The sequence below is a fragment of the Lentzea nigeriaca genome (genome assembly GCF_016907955.1).
Lineage (GTDB): Bacteria > Actinomycetota > Actinomycetes > Mycobacteriales > Pseudonocardiaceae > Lentzea > Lentzea nigeriaca.
The window spans coordinates 154,738-173,803 of record NZ_JAFBCX010000008.1 but is presented as its reverse complement, the minus strand read 5'-3'; the positions used below and the strand labels follow the sequence as shown (position 1 = coordinate 173,803).

At 68.0% G+C, this 19,066-nt stretch carries 23 protein-coding genes; 16 read left to right on the top strand and 7 right to left on the bottom strand.

Annotated features, from left to right (window positions below; all coding sequences use genetic code 11):
- Window positions 1-60: 60 nt before the first annotated feature.
- Window positions 61-1,275: a glucose-1-phosphate adenylyltransferase gene (gene glgC, locus JOD27_RS27375; protein ID WP_204765152.1), complete on the top strand. Its 1,215-nt coding sequence runs from the start codon at window positions 61-63 to the stop codon at window positions 1,273-1,275.
- Between the two features lie 66 nt (window positions 1,276-1,341).
- Here glgC and JOD27_RS27370 read toward each other — a convergent pair whose 3' ends face one another.
- Entirely contained in the window at window positions 1,342-1,974 is a 633-nt protein-coding gene (locus JOD27_RS27370; protein WP_204765151.1) for an O-methyltransferase, read from the bottom strand.
- A gap of 219 nt (window positions 1,975-2,193) precedes the next feature.
- Here JOD27_RS27370 and sigE point away from each other — a divergent pair, with 219 nt between their 5' ends.
- The 4 genes from sigE to tatB all read left to right on the top strand — a co-directional run bounded on the left by sigE (window position 2,194) and on the right by tatB (window position 5,315).
- Complete coding sequence (sigE, locus tag JOD27_RS27365; RefSeq protein WP_204765150.1) at window positions 2,194-2,775, top strand: RNA polymerase sigma factor SigE; 582 nt, start codon at window positions 2,194-2,196, stop codon at window positions 2,773-2,775.
- Entirely contained in the window at window positions 2,772-3,302 is a 531-nt protein-coding gene (locus tag JOD27_RS27360; protein ID WP_239569050.1) for a zf-HC2 domain-containing protein, read from the top strand. Before sigE ends, JOD27_RS27360 begins: the two co-directional genes overlap by 4 nt.
- Before the next feature lie 65 nt (window positions 3,303-3,367).
- Window positions 3,368-4,888 carry a S1C family serine protease gene (locus JOD27_RS27355; protein ID WP_204765149.1) on the top strand — a complete coding sequence of 507 codons (1,521 nt, stop codon included), beginning with the start codon at window positions 3,368-3,370 and terminating at the stop codon, window positions 4,886-4,888.
- A 52-nt stretch (window positions 4,889-4,940) separates the two neighbouring features.
- Window positions 4,941-5,315 (top strand): Sec-independent protein translocase protein TatB, encoded by a 375-nt coding sequence (gene tatB / locus JOD27_RS27350; RefSeq protein WP_204765148.1) that lies wholly within the window; start codon window positions 4,941-4,943, stop codon window positions 5,313-5,315.
- Window positions 5,316-5,436: 121 nt separating this feature from the next.
- Here the strand turns inward: tatB and JOD27_RS27345 are convergent, their stop codons facing one another.
- On the bottom strand, window positions 5,437-6,582 hold the full coding sequence (locus JOD27_RS27345; RefSeq protein ID WP_204765147.1) for an Mrp/NBP35 family ATP-binding protein: 1,146 nt from the start codon (window positions 6,580-6,582) through the stop codon (window positions 5,437-5,439).
- 103 nt (window positions 6,583-6,685) lie between these two features.
- Here JOD27_RS27345 and JOD27_RS27340 point away from each other — a divergent pair, with 103 nt between their 5' ends.
- Window positions 6,686-7,153 (top strand): MarR family winged helix-turn-helix transcriptional regulator, encoded by a 468-nt coding sequence (locus JOD27_RS27340; protein WP_204765146.1) that lies wholly within the window; start codon window positions 6,686-6,688, stop codon window positions 7,151-7,153.
- The gene (locus tag JOD27_RS27335; protein WP_204765145.1) at window positions 7,150-7,548 is read left to right on the top strand and encodes an NUDIX hydrolase; all 399 of its coding nucleotides are present in this window, start codon (window positions 7,150-7,152) and stop codon (window positions 7,546-7,548) included. Before JOD27_RS27340 ends, JOD27_RS27335 begins: the two co-directional genes overlap by 4 nt.
- 6 nt (window positions 7,549-7,554) lie before the next feature.
- Here the strand turns inward: JOD27_RS27335 and JOD27_RS27330 are convergent, their stop codons facing one another.
- Genes JOD27_RS27330 through JOD27_RS27315 form a run of 4 tightly spaced genes read right to left on the bottom strand, consistent with a single transcriptional unit; the run spans window position 7,555 to window position 10,475 of the window.
- Window positions 7,555-8,040: a DUF1003 domain-containing protein gene (locus tag JOD27_RS27330; RefSeq protein ID WP_204765144.1), complete on the bottom strand. Its 486-nt coding sequence runs from the start codon at window positions 8,038-8,040 to the stop codon at window positions 7,555-7,557.
- The gene (locus tag JOD27_RS27325; RefSeq protein WP_204765143.1) at window positions 8,033-9,286 is read right to left on the bottom strand and encodes a magnesium transporter MgtE N-terminal domain-containing protein; all 1,254 of its coding nucleotides are present in this window, start codon (window positions 9,284-9,286) and stop codon (window positions 8,033-8,035) included. Before JOD27_RS27325 ends, JOD27_RS27330 begins: the two co-directional genes overlap by 8 nt.
- A 14-nt stretch (window positions 9,287-9,300) precedes the next feature.
- The gene (locus JOD27_RS27320) at window positions 9,301-10,140 is read right to left on the bottom strand and encodes an aminoglycoside phosphotransferase family protein (RefSeq protein ID WP_204765142.1); all 840 of its coding nucleotides are present in this window, start codon (window positions 10,138-10,140) and stop codon (window positions 9,301-9,303) included.
- On the bottom strand, window positions 10,137-10,475 hold the full coding sequence (locus tag JOD27_RS27315; protein WP_307830342.1) for a hypothetical protein: 339 nt from the start codon (window positions 10,473-10,475) through the stop codon (window positions 10,137-10,139). Before JOD27_RS27315 ends, JOD27_RS27320 begins: the two co-directional genes overlap by 4 nt.
- A gap of 178 nt (window positions 10,476-10,653) precedes the next feature.
- Here JOD27_RS27315 and JOD27_RS27310 point away from each other — a divergent pair, with 178 nt between their 5' ends.
- On the top strand, window positions 10,654-11,613 hold the full coding sequence (locus tag JOD27_RS27310) for an HpcH/HpaI aldolase/citrate lyase family protein (RefSeq protein ID WP_204765141.1): 960 nt from the start codon (window positions 10,654-10,656) through the stop codon (window positions 11,611-11,613).
- A gap of 146 nt (window positions 11,614-11,759) precedes the next feature.
- Entirely contained in the window at window positions 11,760-11,936 is a 177-nt protein-coding gene (locus JOD27_RS27305) for a hypothetical protein (protein WP_156094379.1), read from the top strand.
- A 6-nt stretch (window positions 11,937-11,942) separates the two neighbouring features.
- Here the strand turns inward: JOD27_RS27305 and JOD27_RS27300 are convergent, their stop codons facing one another.
- Window positions 11,943-12,320 carry a DUF4190 domain-containing protein gene (locus JOD27_RS27300; protein ID WP_204765140.1) on the bottom strand — a complete coding sequence of 126 codons (378 nt, stop codon included), beginning with the start codon at window positions 12,318-12,320 and terminating at the stop codon, window positions 11,943-11,945.
- 202 nt (window positions 12,321-12,522) lie between these two features.
- On the opposite strand from JOD27_RS27300, the gene JOD27_RS27295 reads away from it, so the two are divergent.
- The 7 genes from JOD27_RS27295 (at window position 12,523) to JOD27_RS27265 (ending at window position 19,064) form a co-directional block, all read left to right on the top strand.
- Window positions 12,523-13,719: an acyl-CoA dehydrogenase family protein gene (locus JOD27_RS27295; protein WP_204765139.1), complete on the top strand. Its 1,197-nt coding sequence runs from the start codon at window positions 12,523-12,525 to the stop codon at window positions 13,717-13,719.
- 80 nt (window positions 13,720-13,799) lie between these two features.
- A complete protein-coding gene (locus tag JOD27_RS27290; protein ID WP_204765138.1) occupies window positions 13,800-14,621 on the top strand; it encodes a hypothetical protein in 822 nt (273 codons plus the stop codon).
- A 4-nt stretch (window positions 14,622-14,625) separates the two neighbouring features.
- Complete coding sequence (locus JOD27_RS27285; RefSeq protein WP_204765137.1) at window positions 14,626-15,228, top strand: hypothetical protein; 603 nt, start codon at window positions 14,626-14,628, stop codon at window positions 15,226-15,228.
- Between the two features lie 53 nt (window positions 15,229-15,281).
- The gene (locus tag JOD27_RS27280; protein WP_204765136.1) at window positions 15,282-15,842 is read left to right on the top strand and encodes a YflT domain-containing protein; all 561 of its coding nucleotides are present in this window, start codon (window positions 15,282-15,284) and stop codon (window positions 15,840-15,842) included.
- A gap of 167 nt (window positions 15,843-16,009) precedes the next feature.
- Window positions 16,010-17,263: an ABC transporter substrate-binding protein gene (locus JOD27_RS27275; RefSeq protein WP_204765135.1), complete on the top strand. Its 1,254-nt coding sequence runs from the start codon at window positions 16,010-16,012 to the stop codon at window positions 17,261-17,263.
- Complete coding sequence (locus JOD27_RS27270) at window positions 17,260-18,219, top strand: carbohydrate ABC transporter permease (protein ID WP_307830341.1); 960 nt, start codon at window positions 17,260-17,262, stop codon at window positions 18,217-18,219. The genes JOD27_RS27275 and JOD27_RS27270 overlap by 4 nt, the downstream gene beginning before the upstream one ends.
- Window positions 18,219-19,064 (top strand): carbohydrate ABC transporter permease, encoded by an 846-nt coding sequence (locus JOD27_RS27265; RefSeq protein ID WP_204765134.1) that lies wholly within the window; start codon window positions 18,219-18,221, stop codon window positions 19,062-19,064. Before JOD27_RS27270 ends, JOD27_RS27265 begins: the two co-directional genes overlap by 1 nt.
- Window positions 19,065-19,066: the final 2 nt, after the last annotated feature.

Below are 19,066 nucleotides of genomic sequence, written 5' to 3'. Positions count from 1 at the left end.
GTTGGGACGAACCAGTTTGTGACTGGTTGAAGCGCGATCGCACAGATAGGGTCACATACCGTGAAGGGGCAGCCGCACGTTCTCGGAATTGTGCTTGCCGGTGGTGAAGGCAAGCGCCTGTGGCCACTGACGGCCGACCGCGCGAAACCGGCTGTGCCCTTCGGGGGCAACTACCGGCTGGTCGACTTCGTGCTGTCGAACCTGGTCAACGCGGGGCTCGCGAAGCTCTGCGTGCTGACGCAGTACAAGTCGCACTCGCTGGACCGCCACATCTCGACGACGTGGCGCCTGTCCAATGTGCTCGGTCAGTACGTGACACCGGTGCCGGCCCAGCAACGTCTGGGCCCTCGGTGGTACACCGGCTCCGCCGACGCGATCTTCCAGTCGCTGAACCTGGTCCACGACGAGAAGCCCGACCACGTCGTGATCTTCGGTGCCGACCACGTGTACCGGATGGACCCGTCGCAGATGATCTCGCAGCACATCGAGTCCGGCGCGGCCGTGACCGTCGCGGGCATCCGCGTGCCGCGGACCGAGGCGAAGGCGTTCGGCTGCATCGACTCCGACGCGTCCGGCAAGATCACGCGCTTCCTGGAGAAGCCGTCCGAACCGCCGCACGTGCCGGACGACCCGGATGTCACTTTCGCTTCAATGGGCAACTACGTCTTCACGACCGAGGCCCTGCTGGACGCGCTGCGCGGCGACGCGTTGAACCCGGACTCCGACCACGACATGGGCGGCGACATCATCCCGATGTTGGTGGACCGGGGAAAGGCGCACGTTTACGACTTCCAGGACAACGAGGTTCCCGGCGCCACGGACCGGGATCGCGGCTACTGGCGTGACGTCGGAACGATCGACGCCTACTACGACGCCCACATGGATCTCGTTTCGGTCAATCCGATTTTCAACCTGTACAACCAGTTGTGGCCGATCCGCACCGCCACACCGCCGTTGCCGCCCGCGAAGTTCATCGCCGGTGGGTCCGCTGAGGACTCGATGGTCGGACCCGGCTCGATCATCTCCGGCAAGATCCACGGCTCGGTGATCTCGTCGGACGTGACCGTCGAGGTCGGATCCGTGGTGCAGGGGTCGGTGCTGCTGCCCGGTGTGCGCATCGGCAAGGGTGCCGTGGTGCGGCGGGCGATCCTGGACAAGAACGTCGTGGTGCCCGACGGCGCGTTGATCGGCGTGGACGCCCCGATGGACCGTGAGCGCTACACCGTTTCAGCGGGCGGCGTCACGGTCCTCGGCAAGGGCGTCCGGGCTTACTGACCGTTTGCTTGCCACACGCGGGGACCCCGCGTACTCCGGGAGAGTACGAAAGCTCCCTGCGTACTGCTATGGCCGGCGTGCCGCCACGAGCAGGCCGTCGCCCAGCGGCAGGATCACCGGAACGAGCCGGTCGTCCTCCTTCACGAGCCGGGCGATGTCCCGCATCGCCTGGGTCGACTCGTCACGCTTGGAGGGGTCGACGACGGCACCGTGCCAGAGGACGTTGTCGAACGCGATGACACCGCCCGGCCTCAGCATGCGGACGCCGTGTTCGAGGTACTGCGGGTACTCGGGCTTGTGGGCGTCGACGAACACGAGGTCGTAGGCCGCGTCGGTGAGACGAGGCAGCACGTCCAGCGCCTTGCCCATGATCAGGCGGGTGCGCGAGGGCGAGATGCCCGCGGCGGCGTAGGCCTCGCGGGCGGCGCGCTGGTGCTCGGGGGCCACGTCGATCGACGTGAGGATGCCCGACTGCGGCATGCCCGCGAGCAGGTAGAGGCCGCTGGTGCCCGCGCCTGTCCCGATCTCGACGACCGCCTTCGCCTGGAGTGCCGTCGCGAGGAACCGCAGGGCGGCGCCTCCGCCGGCGCCGATGGGCACGCAGCCCAGCTCCTGGCCGCGTGCTCGTGCTGCCAGGTGCACGTCGTCCTCGGGGAGGTACTGCTCGACGTACTCCCGCAGGGCCGATTCCGAGGTCACGGGATAGCAGGTTAGTGCCACGCGTGCCCAAAACGGGTGAACGCGGCCCGAACCGAGATTCTCAGGGTGCTCTCAGGCAGCTCTCACGATCGTTTTAAGGGAGCAGGAGAAGGTAGGGCAGCAAGAAGCCAGGCTCTGGTCGGGAACAAGCCGGACCCACCGTTCGTTGAGCCGCACAAGGGTCGCCGGGCGGCCCACATGGAGGTGCCGAAACACCTGATGCGCACGCAGTCGAGTTCGCCGGAGGCCGTCGCGCCCATCGAGACGGCCGACTGGACGCCGCCCTCGTGGGACTCCATCGTCCGCGAGCACGCGGACCGGGTCTACCGGCTCGCGTACCGCCTGACCGGCAACCAGCACGATGCCGAGGACCTCACGCAGGAGACGTTCATCCGCGTCTTCCGCTCGCTCGCGTCCTACAAGCCGGGCACCTTCGAGGGGTGGCTGCACCGCATCACCACCAACCTCTTCCTCGACATGGCTCGCCGCCGCAGCCGCGTGCGCATGGAGGCGCTGCCCGAGGACAACGACCGCCTCGAGGGTGACGACCTGTCCCCTGAAGAGATCTACGACGAGAAGAACCTCGACCCCGATCTGCAGGCCGCGCTGGACGAGCTCCCGCCGGAGTTCCGTGCCGCCGTCGTGCTCTGTGACGTGGAAGGACTCTCCTACGAGGAGATCGGTGCCACGCTCGGGGTGAAGATGGGTACCGTGAGGAGCAGGATCCATCGGGGCCGCCAGGCTCTGAAGGTCGCGCTCGAACGCCGTCGTCAGGAATCGTTGCTGGAGGACTCTGCATGACCGACCTCCGTGGTTGGGGCCTGCCTGAGCAGCACCTGTTGCCGGATGCCGTGGTCGCGTTCGTGGACGGAGAGCTGTCCTCGGTCGCACACGAGCGAGCCTCTGCGCACATCCAGCGCTGCGGCTTCTGCGCTTTCGAGACCTACACCCAGCAGCAGGCGCGCGCGGCCGTGCGCACCGCGGCGGCGCCCACGGCGTCGGCGTCGCTGCTCGACAGGCTCGGTGCCATCCCGCAGGAGGTCGAGCTGCCGTCCGCACCGGACGGGCTCGCGATCACCGAGGACGGTCAGTTCGTCGCCGTGCAGAGGACGGACAAGCCCGCGTTCGGCTCCGGCCCCGTGCTGGGGTCGTCGAGACCACTGGGCAGCAACGGCTGGTTCAGCGGCCGTCGCGCGCGGCAGGGTGCCGGGGTCGTGGTGAGCGGCATGCTGCTCGGCGCACTCGCGTTCACCTCGCCGGAAAGCGACGCGCCCGCCTCGCCGTCGGTGCCGCAGAACGCCGGCGCGGTCTTCGCGACCACCCCCTGACAGTCATTTCACCGTTCGTGAGGCACGCTGTAACTCAGCACTCCTAGCGGAAAATTCGGGGAGAGATGAGCCAGCAGTCGCCCAACGGCCAGACGCCCACACCCGTTTCCGGAGTGGACGACGGAGCGCACCGCAGGCTCCGGCCACGGCCCCTGGTGCAGCCGCCGGTCGACCCCGCGTATGCCTCCGCTTTCGGCCGCCCGGACGGCGTTTCCGGCGCGTTCGCCACGCGTGACGTGCCCGTTCCGCAGGTGCAGTCGGCACCGCCGCCTCCCGAGTCCCTCGTGACCGCGTTCGGCCGCCAGGGCTCCTCCGAACTCCTGCAGCGCCCGCCGCAGCCGATGGGTGAGCCGGATCCGGACATCGATCCCGTGTTCTGGGGCGACAAGCCCGCCGGCGACCCGTGGCGCGACCCCGCTTCGGGTGCCGTGATCGGCCCGCCCGCCGTGGGCGAGGACCCGCCGCGTGAAGCTGAGAAGAAGCAGGACCCCGGTCCACAGCTGAGCGTTCCCGAACTGATCTTCGGCCGGCGCGTGAAGCCGACGGCCCTCGCGTTGCTGACGGCGGTCGCTCTGCTCGTCGGCGCCGCCGGTGGCCTCGTCGGCTGGCTGATCGGCCGTGCGGGCAACCCGCTGACCGACTCGACGGTGACGCTGGCGGAGGTCGAGCAGGGCAAGGAACGCCCAGCCGGTTCGATCTCGGACATCGCCAAGCGCGTCACGCCGAGCGTCGTGTCCATCGAGTTCAAGGGCGCGAACGTGGCGGGCGTCGGTTCCGGTGTCGTCATCGAGGCAGGCGGTTACATCCTCACCAACGACCACGTCGTCGCCCCAGCGGCCCAGGACTCGTCCGCCAAGCTCAGCGCCGTCTTCACCGACGGCACGCGCGCACAGGCCCGCGTCGTCGGCCGTGACCCCAAGACCGACCTCGCCGTGATCAAGGTCGAGGTCACGAACCCGACCGTGCTGCAGTTCGGCAACTCCGACGAGCTCCAGGTCGGCGACAGCGTGATCGCCATCGGCTCGCCGCTGCAGCTGTCCAACACCGTCACCGAGGGCATCGTCTCCGCACTGCACCGCCCGGTGACGGCGGCAGGCGAGAACGGCGGCCCGCAGGTCACCTACGACGCGATCCAGACCGACGCGGCCATCAACCCCGGCAACTCCGGTGGCGCGCTGGTCGACTCGCGCGGTGCCCTGGTCGGCATCAACTCCTCGATCCGCACCGAGACCGGCGGCTCCGTCGGCCTGGGCTTCGCGATCTCCGGCAACCAGGCGCGCAAGATCAGCCAGGAGCTGATCCGCAGCGGCCAGGTCAAGCACGCGGACATGAACGTCAACGTCAAGTCCGTGTCCGCCGAGACCTCCGAGGGCGCTCAGGTGCAGAACGTTCCCGCAGGGGGCGCCGCGGCCGCAGCGGGCATCCAGGAGGGCGACGTGATCACCAAGGTGGGCAACCGGATGGTCCGCAACGCCGCCGAGCTGGTCGTCGCCGTTCGCGAGCACGAGATCGGCCAAACGGTGCAGGTGGTGCTGGCCCGGCAGGGCCGTGAGCTCAAACTCGACGTGACCCTCAAGAGCGACTGACCTTGCCCATGACCCGGCAGGTTTCCGGGCCACGGGCAGTAGGCTGGGACCTGTGTTCGACAGCATCGGATGGGTAGAGATCCTCATCATCGTCGTCGCGGGTCTCTTCATTCTGGGGCCCGAACGCCTGCCGTCCGCCGCGGCCTGGCTGGGCAAGACGGTGCGCCAGGTCCGCGAGTACGCGACCGGCGCGCGCGAACAGCTCAAGCAGGAGATGGGCCCGGAGTTCGAGCAGCTCCGCAAGCCTCTCGAGGACCTCCGCGAGCTGCGCAACTTCGACCCGAAGCGGGCCGTCGCCAAGCACCTCTTCGACGACCCGGAGCCGACCAAGGCCAACGGCTACCCGACGCCGTCCACGCCTCCGCCGCCCGAGCAGCGTCCTCTCGCACCGGGCGAGCGCCCGCCGTACGACCCGGACGCGACCTGAGTTGTCCACAGATCGCCCAGCGGTGGGTTGACAGCCCGCTCCCGCGAGTAGCGTCCTGACCTAGTGGGTGGCTAGGTCCCCCTGGTGGGGCGGGCTGCGTCCGGCGCGCGATCTCGCGGGGTCAGCGCCCTGCGGGGGAGACGTTCAGCAGCCGACCCGCCAGGCCGCGCGACTTCACGGTCAGCTTCTTGGCGACGTCGGTGAGAACCCCGGCCGCTGCCGAGTCCGGCACGGCCTTGACGATCGGCGTGCCCGTGTCGCCGTTCTCCCGCAGCCGCGGGTCGAGCGGCACCTGCCCGAGCAACGGCACGTCGGAGCCGATGGTCTTGGTCAGCGACTCCGCGACGGCCTGACCGCCACCCGCGCCGAAGATCTCCGCGCGCGAACCGTCCGGCATCTCGAAGTACGACATGTTCTCGATGACGCCCGCGACCCGCTGACGCGTCTGCAGCGCGATCGACCCGGCCCGCTCCGCCACCTCGGCCGCGGCCTGCTGCGGCGTCGTCACCACCAGGATCTCGGCGTTCGGCACGAGCTGCGCCACCGAGATGGCCACGTCGCCGGTGCCGGGCGGCAGGTCGAGCAGCAGCACGTCGAGGTCGCCCCAGAACACGTCCGCGAGGAACTGCTGCAGCGCGCGGTGCAGCATCGGCCCGCGCCACACGACCGGGGTGTTGCCCGGCGTGAACATGCCGATCGAGATGACCTTCACGCCGTGCGCCTGCGGCGGCATCATCATCTTCTCGACCTGGGTGGGCCGCGCGTCGGTGCCGAGCATGCGCGGGATCGAGTGGCCGTAGATGTCCGCGTCGACCACGCCGACCGACAGGCCGCGCTCGGCCATCGCCACGGCCAGGTTCACCGTCACCGAGGACTTGCCGACGCCGCCCTTGCCGGACGCGACGCAGTACACGCGCGTCAGCGAGCCCGGCTGGGCGAACGGGATGACAGGTTCCTCAACCCCGCCGCGCAGCTGCTTGCGCAGCTCGGTGCGCTGGGCGTCGCTCATCACGTCGAGGTCGACGCGCACGGACGAGACACCGTCGAGCGCCTCGACCGCGGCGGTGACGTCCTTGGTGATCTTGTCGCGCATCGGGCAGCCCGCGACCGTCAGGAACACCCCGACGACCACAGCGCCGTCCGAGCCCACCTCGACGTCCTTGACCATGCCGATCTCGGTGATCGGGCGGCGGATCTCGGGGTCCTGCACACCGGCCAGCGCCTTGCGGACGTCCTCGACGGTGGGGAGGGGCTGCGTGGTGGTCACCCAGCCATGCTACGTCCGGTTCACACCTGTCCTACCGGCCGGTCACATTTGACCACAGGGCCAGGTCGTAGCGGGGGCGGAGCTGTCCGTAACATCGACGTCCGTGCCGGAATCGGGTAGTTCCCGGTTGCCCACCCGTGTCGAGCTAGGGGTGTGGCGATCGTTCCTCCGCGCGCATGCACGGATCACGAGGGTCCTCGAGGCCGAACTGATTGCTGAGCAGCGCCTTTCGCTCGCGGCGTACGACGTGCTGGTTCAACTGGCCGAGACGCCTTCCATGCGCATGCGCATGACCGAACTGGCCGACGCCGTCCTGCTGTCCCGTTCCGGCGTCACCCGCCTCGTGGACCGCCTGGAACGCGCCGGCCTCGTGGGGCGGGAACGCGCCGACGGTGACGGACGCGGCATCGTGGCCGTGCTCACACCGCTCGGTGCCGAACGCCTGCGCAGCGCGTCCGCCACCCACCTGGCGGGAGTCGCCGAGCACTTCGGGGAGAGCTTCGGGCCCGGTGAGCTCGAGGCCTTCGGCCACACGTGCGACCGCCTGGCTGCGGACGACGTGTTTCCGTGATCACCGTGGTGGGGCTTGTGCACGTCGAGGCCGGCCGCCTCCTCGTTGTGCGCTCACGCAACAAGAAGGCCTTCTACCTTCCCGGCGGCAAGATCGAGCCGGGCGAGTCCCTTCCCGACGCCCTGCGCAGGGAGGTCAGGGAGGAGCTCGGGATCGAGCTGGAGAGCCCTGCCGTCCTGAAGCGCTACGTCGCCCCCGCGTACGGGGAGGGTGAGGGCGCGATCGTCGACATGACCTGCTTCACGGCTTCGTTGCTCGGCACACCGGAGCCCACGAGCGAGATCGCCGAGCTGACCTACGTGACGCAGTCCGAGTACCGCGAGCACGCCGAGACCGCGCCCGCGATCCACGAGGTCCTGTCGGACCTGGTCGCGAGTGGACAGATCAAGCCGTGACCCGGCTCACGGCCGGACCTTCCGCTGGTTGTTCTGCTCCTTCACCAGCTTCTCCAGCTCGCTGCGGATGAAGTCGCGCGTCGCCACCTCACCCACCGCGAGCCGCAATGCCGCCAGCTCACGCGCCAGGAACTCGGTGTCCGCCTTGGTCTGCGCCGCCCGCGCGCGATCCTCCTCCAGCGACACCCGGTCGCGGTCGTCCTGCCGGTTCTGCGCGAGCAGGATCAACGGCGCGGCGTAGGCGGCCTGCGTCGAGAACGCCAGGTTCAGCAGGATGAACGGGTACGGGTCCCACTGCAGGGTCACGGCGAACAGGTTCAGCGCGATCCATACGACGACGATCAGCGTTTGCCAGAACAGGAACTTGCCGGTCCCGAGGAACCGCGCGAGCCGTTCGGAGAACTGACCGAACGCCTCGGGGTCGATCGAGAAGCGGAGGCCACGCGGCTCGCGCGGCTGGTCGAGTCTGCGCCGCGGCAGCAGTTCAGGCATGGCTCAGTCCCGTCTCGCGCCAGTTGTCCGGCAGCAGGTGGTCCAGCACGTCGTCGACGGTCACCGCGCCGAGCAGGTGCTCGTCCTCGTCGGTGACCGGGGCGCACACCAGGTTGTAGGTGGCGAAGTAGCGCGTGACGTCGCTCAGCGAGGCCGAGGGCGGCAGCCGCACCAGCGACGTGTCGAGCACGCCCGCGACCAGATCGGACGGTGGTTCGCGCAGCAGCCGCTGGATGTGGACGCAGCCGAGGTAGCGGCCGGTCGGGGTCGCGGACGGCGAGCGGCACACGAACACCATCGAGGCCAGAGCAGGTGTCAGGTCGGGATTTCGCACTCGTGCCAACGCTTCCGCGATCGTCGCGTCCGGCGTGAGGATGATCGGTTCCGGTGTCATCAGACCGCCGGCGGTGTCGAAGGAGTACTCGAGCAGCCGCCTGACCGGTTCGGACTCCTCGGGTTCCATCAGTTCCAGCAACCGGTCCTTGGTGCCCTCGGCCAGCTCGGCCAGCAGGTCCGCCGCGTCGTCCGGGTTCATCGCCTCCAGGATGTCCGCGGCGCGTTCCTCGTCCAGGTGCGACAGGATGTCCTTCTGGTCCTCTTCGGACAGTTCCTCGATGACGTCCGCCAGCCGTTCGTCGTCGAGCGCGTCCGCGACCTCGTGGCGGCGCTTGGCGGGTAGCTCGTGCAGCGCATGAGCCACGTCCGCCGCGCGCATGCCCTCGAAGACCGCGACGAGCTGCTGGGCGCCCTGCGGCTGGCCCGCGATCTCGTTGACGCTCAGGCCACCGACGTCCTCCCACCGGTACACCTGCGTCGGGCCCTTGAAGCCGAACCTGCCGGTGCGCTGGCGGGCGGCCACCTTGACCATCCGCCAGTCGCGGGTGCGGGTGAGCTCCATCGCGGCGTCCACGACGACCGCCGTGCCGCCGTCCGCGAGCTGGATCTTGGCGTCGAGCAGCTCGCCGATCACCATCACCTCGTTGACGCGCTGATGGAACGGCCGCAGGTTCACCGAGCCCGTCGCGAGCGTGACGGCGTTCGGCTCGATCGAGGTGAGCCGCAGCATCGGCACGAAGATGCGCCGGCGCGTCACCAGTTCCACGACCAGGCCGAGCACCCGCGGCGGCTGGCGGTCGATCCGGAGACTGATCACGACGTCGCGGGCCTTGCCGATCGGTTCGCCGTCGGGGCCGAAGACGGGAAGTCCGGCCAGCTGAGCGATGTAAACCCGGTTCACAGCCACCACAGGACCAGGCTAGATCAGGTTCTGGCCGCCCACCGGGCGATCTCGGCGCAGAAGCCCGCAAAGTCCTCCAAGTCCTCTTCCAGGCACCACACCCAGTTCGCGACCGCCCGGCAGAGCGTCCAGTCCCGCGCCTTCGCCACGTCGAGCTCGGCGGCGTCGCAGATCGCGAGGAAGCGGTCGGTCAGGCCCTTCTGGCCGTCGAGCTCGTCGAACCTGTTCCACAGCAACGGGATCACGCTGTACTCGCGGTCACCGGACAGCGGCTTCGGATCGATCATCAACCACGGTTCGCGGTCGCCGCGCAGCACGTTCTGGAAGTGCAGGTCCTCGTTCACCAGCGTGGTGCCCATGGTCCTGTTGTCGGCAACGTCACGTGCGGCGGCGAACAGCTCGCGCGGGATCGCTGGGTGGTCCCGCAGCTCGCCCTCGAACCGGCGGATCTCGGCGGGCGCGGTCAGGTCGCGGTGGCGGCGCAGCAGCCCGCAGATCACCCCGATCGCCTTGTCGATCGGCTCGTCGTCCAGCGAGTGCGTGTGGTCGAGGCGTTCGAGGAGCAACGCGCCGAGCTCTTCGTCGTGGTCGAGCAGCCGCACCGCGCCCTCACCGTTGTAGACACGCAGGGCCAGCGGTTCGTTCTCGGTCTCGGTGCCGACCCAGGTGATCTTGAGAGCCGCCCGGTGCCCGTCGGCTTGGCGGACCGGGAGCACGATGGCGCACATCCCGTTCATCAACGGCCCGTCCGGGGTCAGCCGCCACCGCGAGCACGCCTTGGTGGCGAGCTTCGGCAGTGACGCCACCCACTCGTCCGCCCGTTCACCGAGCGCCTTTCCGAAGCCTTCGGGAACCGTGATCATGCGCTGAACTCCAACCGGTACACCGCTTCCCACTCCGGTTTGGTGTTGAGCCGGGCGGTCTTCAGCGCCTGCGCCGTCTCCTCGTCGGGCTCGGTGAGGTGCGCGGTGGCGGTGGCGTCGATCAGGTGCGAGTGCGTGCTGGGGGACCGCACGGTGACGGTGACCTGCGCCTGGTCGGTCAGGCCGGGCACCTGCTGTTCGGTGCCGCCGGTGATGACCCACAACGCGTCGTCACGCCAATGCGCGTGCACGAGACGGGGTTCGTGGCCGGGTGAGGTGATCCACACGGCTGCCGCTTTCCGTAGCGCCGCGTCCAGTACTCGAGTGATCTCCACCGGTTCAGCCTGCCAGTGTTGGATGGCCGCTGCTCCGCAGACGGCGGCGAGTTCGCCTGAAGTCGGCCGTCCGACGCGAACTCGCGTTTGTGAAACGGGACTCAGCGAATATGCGCCCGGAAGCGATGCGTGCCACTGTGGCGCACATAGTTACCGGCCGGTACGAGGAGGTACTCCAGTGGTCGACCAGCAGCGTCCCCGTCGCTCGTGTCTGGCGGTTCCAGGTTCGAGCCAGAAGATGATCGACAAGGCGCGCACGCTGCCGGCGGACCAGGTGTTCCTGGACCTGGAGGACGCCTGCGCCCCGCTGGCCAAGCCGGACGCCCGCAAGACCATCGTCGCCTCGCTGAACGAGGGCGGCTGGGGCGACAAGGCCCGCGTCGTGCGCGTCAACGACTGGACGACGGAGTGGACCTACCGCGACGTCACCGAGGTCGTCGAGGGCGCGGGTGCGAACCTCGACTGCATCATGCTGCCGAAGGTCCAGACGCCGGAGCAGATCGTCGCGCTCGACTTCCTGATCACGCAGATCGAGAAGACGATGGGCTACGAGGTCGGCAAGATCGGCATCGAGGCGCAGATCGAGAACGCCCTGGGCCTGAACAACGTCAACGCGATCGCCACCGCGTCCCCGCGCGTCGAGACGATCATCTTCGGCCCGGCGGACTTCATGGCGTCCATCAACATGAAGTCGCTGGTCGTCGGTGAGCAGCCGCCCGGCTACGACGTCGGCGACGCCTACCACTACATCCTGATGCGGATCCTGATGGCCGCGAGGGCCCACGACAAGCAGGCCATCGACGGCCCCTACCTGCAGATCCGCGACGTCGAGGGCTACAAGCGCGTGGCGGGACGTTCCGCGGCGCTGGGCTTCGACGGCAAGTGGGTGCTGCACCCCGGCCAGATCGACGCGGCCAACGAGGTCTTCAGCCCGAAGCAGGACGACTACGACCACGCCGAGAACATCCTCGACGCGTACGAGTACTACACGTCCGAGGCCGGCGGTAAGCGCGGCGCGGTGATGCTCGGCGACGAGATGATCGACGAGGCGTCGCGGAAGATGGCTCTCGTGATCTCGGGCAAGGGCCGTGCCGCGGGCATGTCGCGGTCGAACGTCTGGACTCCGCCGGAGGACTGATTCCCGTTACGGATTGTGTTCCATTTCACCTGAACCGTTACTGGACGTGTTCGACCGTCACGGGTTGCGTTCAAAACGGGTGAAGTGGCGCACAATCCGTCACCGAGGTTTGCGATCCGCCCCCAGGTGCGGTGCATGCTCGTGGCATGTCACGTTCGAGTAACGGTAAGGCGAGCAGACGGTTGCGGCTCTTCAAGCGCCGCGAAGACGACCTGCTCGAGCGCAGCTTCCGCAGCTGCCCGGGATGCGATGCCGACGTTCACGTGTTCGCCGACGTCTGCCGCCACTGCGGCGACTCCCTGGAGATCGTCCTCGCGAGCTGAGCCTCGCTACTGAATGCCCTGGTTGGCCGCCACGACGAGGGCGATGATGATGACCGCCAGATAGATCAGCCAACCGGCGATGACGACGTAACCGATGATCACGCCCGCGAGCGCCATGCCGCGGCCGTCCTCCTCGCCCCGCTTGATCCGCCCCATCGCGATGTGGCCGAAGATGACGCCGGCGATGGACGTCACGCCGCAGGTCGCGAAGCCCACCAGCGACAGCACCAGCGCGAGGATCGCGTTCGTCTGCGGCTTGGGTGGCTGGTAGCCGTAACCGCCGTACATCGGCTGCTGGCCGTACATCGGCTGGCCGTAGGGCTGGCCCGGCTGCTGGCCGTATGGATCGCCCGGCTGCTTCGGGTTGTACGGGTCGTACGTCATCGCGGTCCCCCTAGAAAGTGGTGAGCCGGGATCTTAGGGTCCGGTGGCGCAGTTCGCCGTGTGTGGGTGCGCGGTTCCACCAGTCAGGGATGCTGTTTCGGTACAGCTGGCGCGACTGTGTTGCGGTGAGCACACCGCGGTCGCAAACGAGCGTTAACCGGTCCATACTCGCCGGTAACTCTTGCTTCGGAAGGGAAGTGCGATGGCGCGCCTCGCCCAGACCGCGGGTCTCACGGACATCCAGGAAGAAATCCTCGCGACCGTTCGCACGTTCGTGGACAAGGAGATCATCCCGCACGCCCAGACGCTGGAGCACGGCGACACGTACCCCGCCGACATCGTCGAGGGCATGAAGGAGATGGGCCTCTTCGGCCTGACGATCCCGGAGGAGTACGGCGGCCTCGGTGAGTCCCTGCTGACCTACGCGCTCGTCGTCGAGCAGATCGCGCGCGGCTGGATGAGCGTCTCCGGTGTCATCAACACCCACTTCATCGTGGCGCACATGCTCAAGCAGCACGGCACGCCGGAGCAGAAGGAGAAGTACCTGCCGCGCATGGCCGCCGGTGAGGTGCGCGGCTCGTTCTCCATGTCCGAGCCGGAGCTGGGTTCCGACGTCGCGGCGATCCGCACGCGCGCGACCAAGTCCGGTGACGGGTACTCCATCAGCGGCCAGAAGATGTGGCTGACGAACGGTGGCACGTCGAACCTGACCGCGGTGCTGGTGAAGACCGACGAGGGTGCCGAGAAGCCGCACCAGAACCTCACCACGTTCCTGGTGGAGAAGCCCGAGGGCTACGGCGAGGTCCTGCCGGGCCTCACGATCCCCGGCAAGATCGACAAGATGGGCTACAAGGGCGTCGACACCACGGAGATGGTGTTCGACGGCTTCGAGATCGCTGCCGACCAGATCCTCGGCGGTGTCTCCGGCCAGGGCTTCCGCCACATGATGGACGGCGTCGAGGTGGGCCGCGTGAACGTCGCCGCCCGCGCGTGCGGCATCGCGATCCGCGCGTTCGAGCTCGCCATCGACTACGCCCAGCAGCGCAAGACGTTCGGCAAGGCCATCGCCGAGCACCAGGCCATCGCCTTCAAGCTCGCCGAGATGGCCACCAAGGTCGAGGCCGCGCACCTGATGATGGTCAACGCCGCCCGCCTGAAGGACTCGGGCCAGCGCAACGACGTCGAGGCCGGCATGGCCAAGCTGATCGCGTCGGAGTACTGCGCCGAGGTGACGCAGGAGGCGTTCCGCATCCACGGCGGCTACGGCTACTCCAAGGAGTACGAGATCGAGCGACTGATGCGCGAGGCCCCGTTCCTGCTGATCGGCGAGGGCACCTCGGAGATCCAGAAGACGATCATCTCGCGCGGCCTGCTGCGCGAGTACCAGTCCCGCGGCTAGAGGTTCGTCCGTTAGGGGTCATTCTTTCACGAGAGTGGCCCCTAACGTTTTTTCCGTGCGGGCCATAGGGTTCGCTCACTTTGAGCACAGATCTGACGCTTCCGGGACCTGTGTCGCCGCCGCACGTCGTCCGCATGGAGCTGGACACGTTCTCCGTCGTCGACCGTCCCGCGCTGGCCGCGTGGCTCGGCTTCGTCTTCACCGACCTGCTGGCGCCCCTCTGCCCGGCCTCGATCTCCGAACTGGTCGCCGTCGCCCGTGACTACCGGCCGTCCGATACAACGCCCTGGGGCCCACCGGGTTACGCCCGCCTGCTGCTCTCATCGGGTGAGTTCACTCTTCGGTCGTGGTCGGAGGCGCTTTCGGACCTGCCTTCCTTCCTGCGCGTGCAGCTCGTCCAGCTCGACTCGCAGGGGTTACCCCTGGTCGATGGTGGCTGGTGCGCGGAAATCCTGTTGAAGGACGACCCCTCCTTCCCGCACCAGATCGTGGTCACGGCCTCCCGCTCGTTGTTCCGCGGCTGGATTTCCCATGCGGTACAACAGAACTGGCTCACCGCCTTCCGCTCAGGCGCCACCCTGACGCGTGCCTGTGGCGGCTGGATCACGCTGGACCACGTCGGTGTGCGCACCGCGCACGAGGTCGCGGTGGGCGTCGGGTTCGACGAATCCCTTTTCACGGCAGCGGAACTGGCCAGGGGGCCACACTGGGCAACGCTGCTGGGTCCGCGTCAGGTGGCCGCTTTGGGTGGTGTGCAACAGGTTTGCGCTTCCGCGCCGTGCCACGCGGTCGAGGACCTCGGCGGCGGACGCATCCTCTTGCAGCTCACCGAGCACCTCGACGACGTGCCACCCGATGCGCTGAACGAACTGGTCAAGTTCTTGCGGCCGGTGTTGCACTGAAGGCATGAGTCCCAAGACCGACGTGCTGGTAGCCGTGGACACCGCCCTGGCCCCAACCGGCTTCGTCCGGCGCGGCCACGTCTGGCTCCAGGACCGGGACGACGGCTGTTCCGGCTGGCTCGGGTTCGGGGTCGCGGGATCGGTCGACCTCACGCCGCTGGTCGGCGTCTGCTTCCGCCGGTACGACGAGGTCTGCCGCGCGCTGGGCGTGGGAATCCCCGGCACGCCCGTGCTGTCGCTGCCCCTGGGTGCCCTCATGGGGGAGAAGCCGGTCTGGCGGTGGACCTTCGAGCCGGGCAGCGACCACACGGCCGTCGCCTCGTCGCTGGTGAGCGCGTTTCTGCTGCACGGCGTGCCGTACATCGACAAGTACGCCAAGTGGGACACCCTGACCAAGGAGCTGGTCGCCAAGCCGGAGACGTTGCTCGACTTCGAGCGGGCGCGGAAGCTCGCGATCATCCACATGCTGAACGGCAACGCCGCCGCGGCCGGTGAGGTGCTGCGCAAGGAGCGGGAGCGGGTAGTGGACCTCCACGACGTCCACGCGCGGTCCTACCGGGCGTTCGCGCACCGGTTCGAGCTCGCGTTCCCCGGCCCAGGACGCTGAACCCGGCAAAACACCCGTAGGCATCTGCGCACTCCGCACCGGGCACTGGCAGGATGGAACGATCAGCGCGTCCGACAGAGGTGGTCCCTGTGACGAGTCCGTTCGCCAACCCGAACCGGCCCGGCGTCCCGCCCCGCCTGCCCACCCCGCCCACGGGGTGGCCGATCGGCTCGTACGCCACGTACGAGGAAGCCCAGCGCGCCGTCGACTTCCTTGCCCTCGAAGACTTCTCGGTGCAGGACATCACCGTGGTCGGGGTCGACCTCATGTTGGTGGAGCGGGTCACGGGCAAGCTGACCTGGGGCCGGGTCCTCGCGACGGGAGCGGCGAGCGGGGCCTGGTTCGGTCTCTTCGTCGGCCTGCTGCTCACCCTCTTCAGCCCGGAGCCGGGCGTCACGGTCGGGCCGGTGCTCACCGGTCTGATCACCGGTGTGTTCTTCGGGCTGGTGTTCGCGGCGGTCGGGTACGGGTCGGCGCGCGGCAAGCGCGACTTCCAGTCCGCGAGCCAGCTCGTCGCGGGAAGGTATGACGTGCTGTGCCACCCGAAATCGGCCGAACAGGGCCGTGACCTGCTCGCGAAGCTCGCGATGCGGCCCGCGAACCCCGGGAATTGAGACGCGAGGACGCACATTTGTTCTGAATCGTTGCTCCTGCTGGTTGCGGCTCCTGATCACCGGGCCTAGGTTCGGTTGACCGGTCCGCCCGGTGCGGCCGGTGGCACGAAGAGGTGCCGGGCGCAGCGGTCTGGCTCCTCCGTGTAGTCGGGAAGGAGGCAGGGCCGATGGGTGCGACACGGCGCTATCGACTCGCCGTCGGGGCAGGAGCCGCATTGCTCGCGGCGACAACTCTCACGGCGTGCGGGTCTGGCGGCCAGGGCATCACCGTGAACGTCTACAAGTATCCCCAGGAGAACTTCCAGGCCATCGTCGACAACTGCAACGCGAAGGCCGGCGGGCGCTACAAGATCGTCTACAACAAGTTGCCGCGCGAAGCGGACGGTCAGCGCGAACAGATGGTGCGCAGACTCGCGGCGGAAGACGACAGCATGGATGTCCTCGGGCTCGACGTCACGTGGACCGCGGAGCTGGCGAAGGCGGGCTGGATCAAGGAGTTCACCGGCTCGGTCAAGTCGCAGGTGGAGAGCGGCACTCTGCGGACGCCGCTCGACACGGCGACCTACGAGGGCAAGTTGTACGGAGCGCCGGACAACACCAACGTCCAGTTGCTCTGGTATCGCTCAGACCTGGTGCCCACGCCGCCGAAGACGTGGGACGAGATGATCTCCATGGCCGAGGCGCTGGTGGCGGAAGGGAAGCCCGGCCGGATCGTGGGGCAGGGCAAGCAGTACGAGGGGCTCGTCGTGCTGTACAACACCCTCGTCAACTCCAACGGCGGCACCATCCTCGACGAGAACGGCACCAAGGCCGTGGTCGACGACAAGGCCGTGCAAGCGCTGGCAGCGTTGAAGAAGCTGGCCACGTCGAAGGCGATCGACCCGTCCTTCTCCAACGCGGCGGAGGACAACGCGCGGCTCGCCATGGAGGGTGGCACCGCGGCGTTCCAGCTCAACTGGCCGTACGTCTACGCGGCGGCGCAGAAGAAGCCGGACTTCGCGAAGAACTTCAAGTGGGCGCCGTACCCCGCGGTGAGCGGTGACCAGTCGAAGGTCACCGTCGGCGGGATCAACTACGCCGTCAGCAGCTACACCACTCACCCGAACGAGTCGTTCGACGCCGTGTTGTGCTTGCGCAGCGCGGAAAGCCAGAAGCTCGCCGCGCTCAAGGACGGTGTGCCACCGACCATCGAGGCCGTCTACGACGAGCCCGAGATGGCCGAGGCGTACCCGATGCGCGACGACATCAAGGAGACGCTGCGGAACGCGAGCGTGCGGCCGCGCACGCCCGCCTACCAGAACGTCTCGACGGTCATCTCCACGATCCTGTCGCCGCCCGCGAGCATCGACCCGCAGGCCACGGCGGACAGGCTCCGCAAGGAACTGCAGAACGCTCTCGACTCAAAGGGGGTGCTGCCGTGAGTCAGACGACGACAAAGGGTGCGGCGACGACGGAGACGTCACCGGAAACCGTTGCGCCCAAGAAGAAAGCTGTGCTGAGCGAGGGCAAGAAGGCGGAGCGCAGGCTCGGCTGGATGCTCTGCGCGCCGGCCGCGCTCACCATGATCGCGGTGACCGGCTGGCCGATCCTCTACTCGCTGCTGCTGTCGATGCAGCGGTTCGACCTGAAGTTCCCGGACCGCACCGAGTGGATCTGGTTCGACAACTACGTCACGGTGCTCAGCAGCCCGTACTGGTGGAACGCGGTGTGGGTGACGGTGCTGCTCACCGTCGTCACGGTCGCCGTCGAGCTGGTACTGGGCATGGCGCTCGCGCTGATCATGCACCGCGCCCTGGTCGGGCGTGGCATCGTGCGGACGACGACGTTGATCCCGTACGGCATCGTCACCGTCGTGGCGGCGTTCTCGTGGCGCTTCGCCTGGACGCCGGGCACCGGGTACCTCTCCGAGGCGCTCGGCAGTGAACCGGTGCTCACGGAGAAGATTCCGGCGCTGATGGTGGTGGGCCTCGCGGAGATCTGGAAGACCACGCCGTTCATGGCCCTGCTGCTGATGGCCGGTCTGGCGCTCGTTCCTGACGATCTGCTCAAGGCCGCCGCGATGGACGGTGCGAGCGCGTGGCAGCGGTTCATCAAGATCACCGTGCCGATCATGAAGCCGGCGATCCTGGTGGCGCTGCTGTTCCGCACGCTCGACGCGTTCCGCATCTTCGACAACCTCTTCGTGCTCACCGCGGGTTCGCAGGGCACGTCGTCGGTGTCGATGCTGACCTACAACAACCTCATCAAGGGCTTGAACCTCGGCATCGGATCGACGATGTCGGTGTTGATCTTCATCATGGTCGCGATCATCGCGTTCGTGTTCATCAAGCTCTTCGGCACCGCTGCTCCCGGCAGCGACGACGGGGGGAAGCGCTGATGGCTGGCATCGGTGGAGCCGAGACCACCGGCAAGAAGGTCGGCTGGGGTCTGCTCAACGCGGTCGTCGTGATCTACGCGCTGTTCCCGGTGCTGTGGATCGTGTCGCTGTCGTTCAAGTCGTCCAAGACGCTGGCGGACGGCAACTTCATCCCGCGCGAGTGGAGTCTGGAGAACTACGAGAACATCTTCTCCACGACCGAGTTCACGCGGGCGTTGATCAACTCGATCGGCATCGCGCTCATCGCGACCGCGATCGCCGTGGTGTTCGGCACGATGGCGGCCTACGCCATCGCCAGGCTGGACTTCCCCGGCAAGAACCTGCTGGTGGGCGTCTCGCTGCTGATCGCGATGTTCCCGCAGGTGTCGCTGGTGTCGCCGTTGTTCGAGATCGAGCGCGGGCTCGGCCTCTTCGACACGTGGCCCGGCCTGATCCTGCCGTACATCACGTTCGCGCTGCCGCTCGCGATCTACACCCTGTCGGCGTTCTTCCGCGAGATCCCGTGGGAGCTCGAGAAGGCGGCGAAGATGGACGGCGCGACGCCGGGGCAGGCGTTCCGCCGTGTCATCGCGCCGCTGGCCGCGCCGGGTGTGTTCACGACGGCGATCCTGGTGTTCATCTTCTGCTGGAACGACTTCCTGTTCGCGATCTCGCTCACGTCGACCGAGCAGTCGCGGACCGTGCCGGTGGCGCTGTCGTTCTTCACCGGCAGTTCGCAGTTCGAGGACCCGGCGGGATCGATCGCGGCGGCCGCCGTCGTGATCACCATCCCGATCATCCTCTTCGTGTTGTTCTTCCAGCGCCGGATCGTCGCCGGCCTGACCTCCGGCGCCGTCAAGGGGTGAGC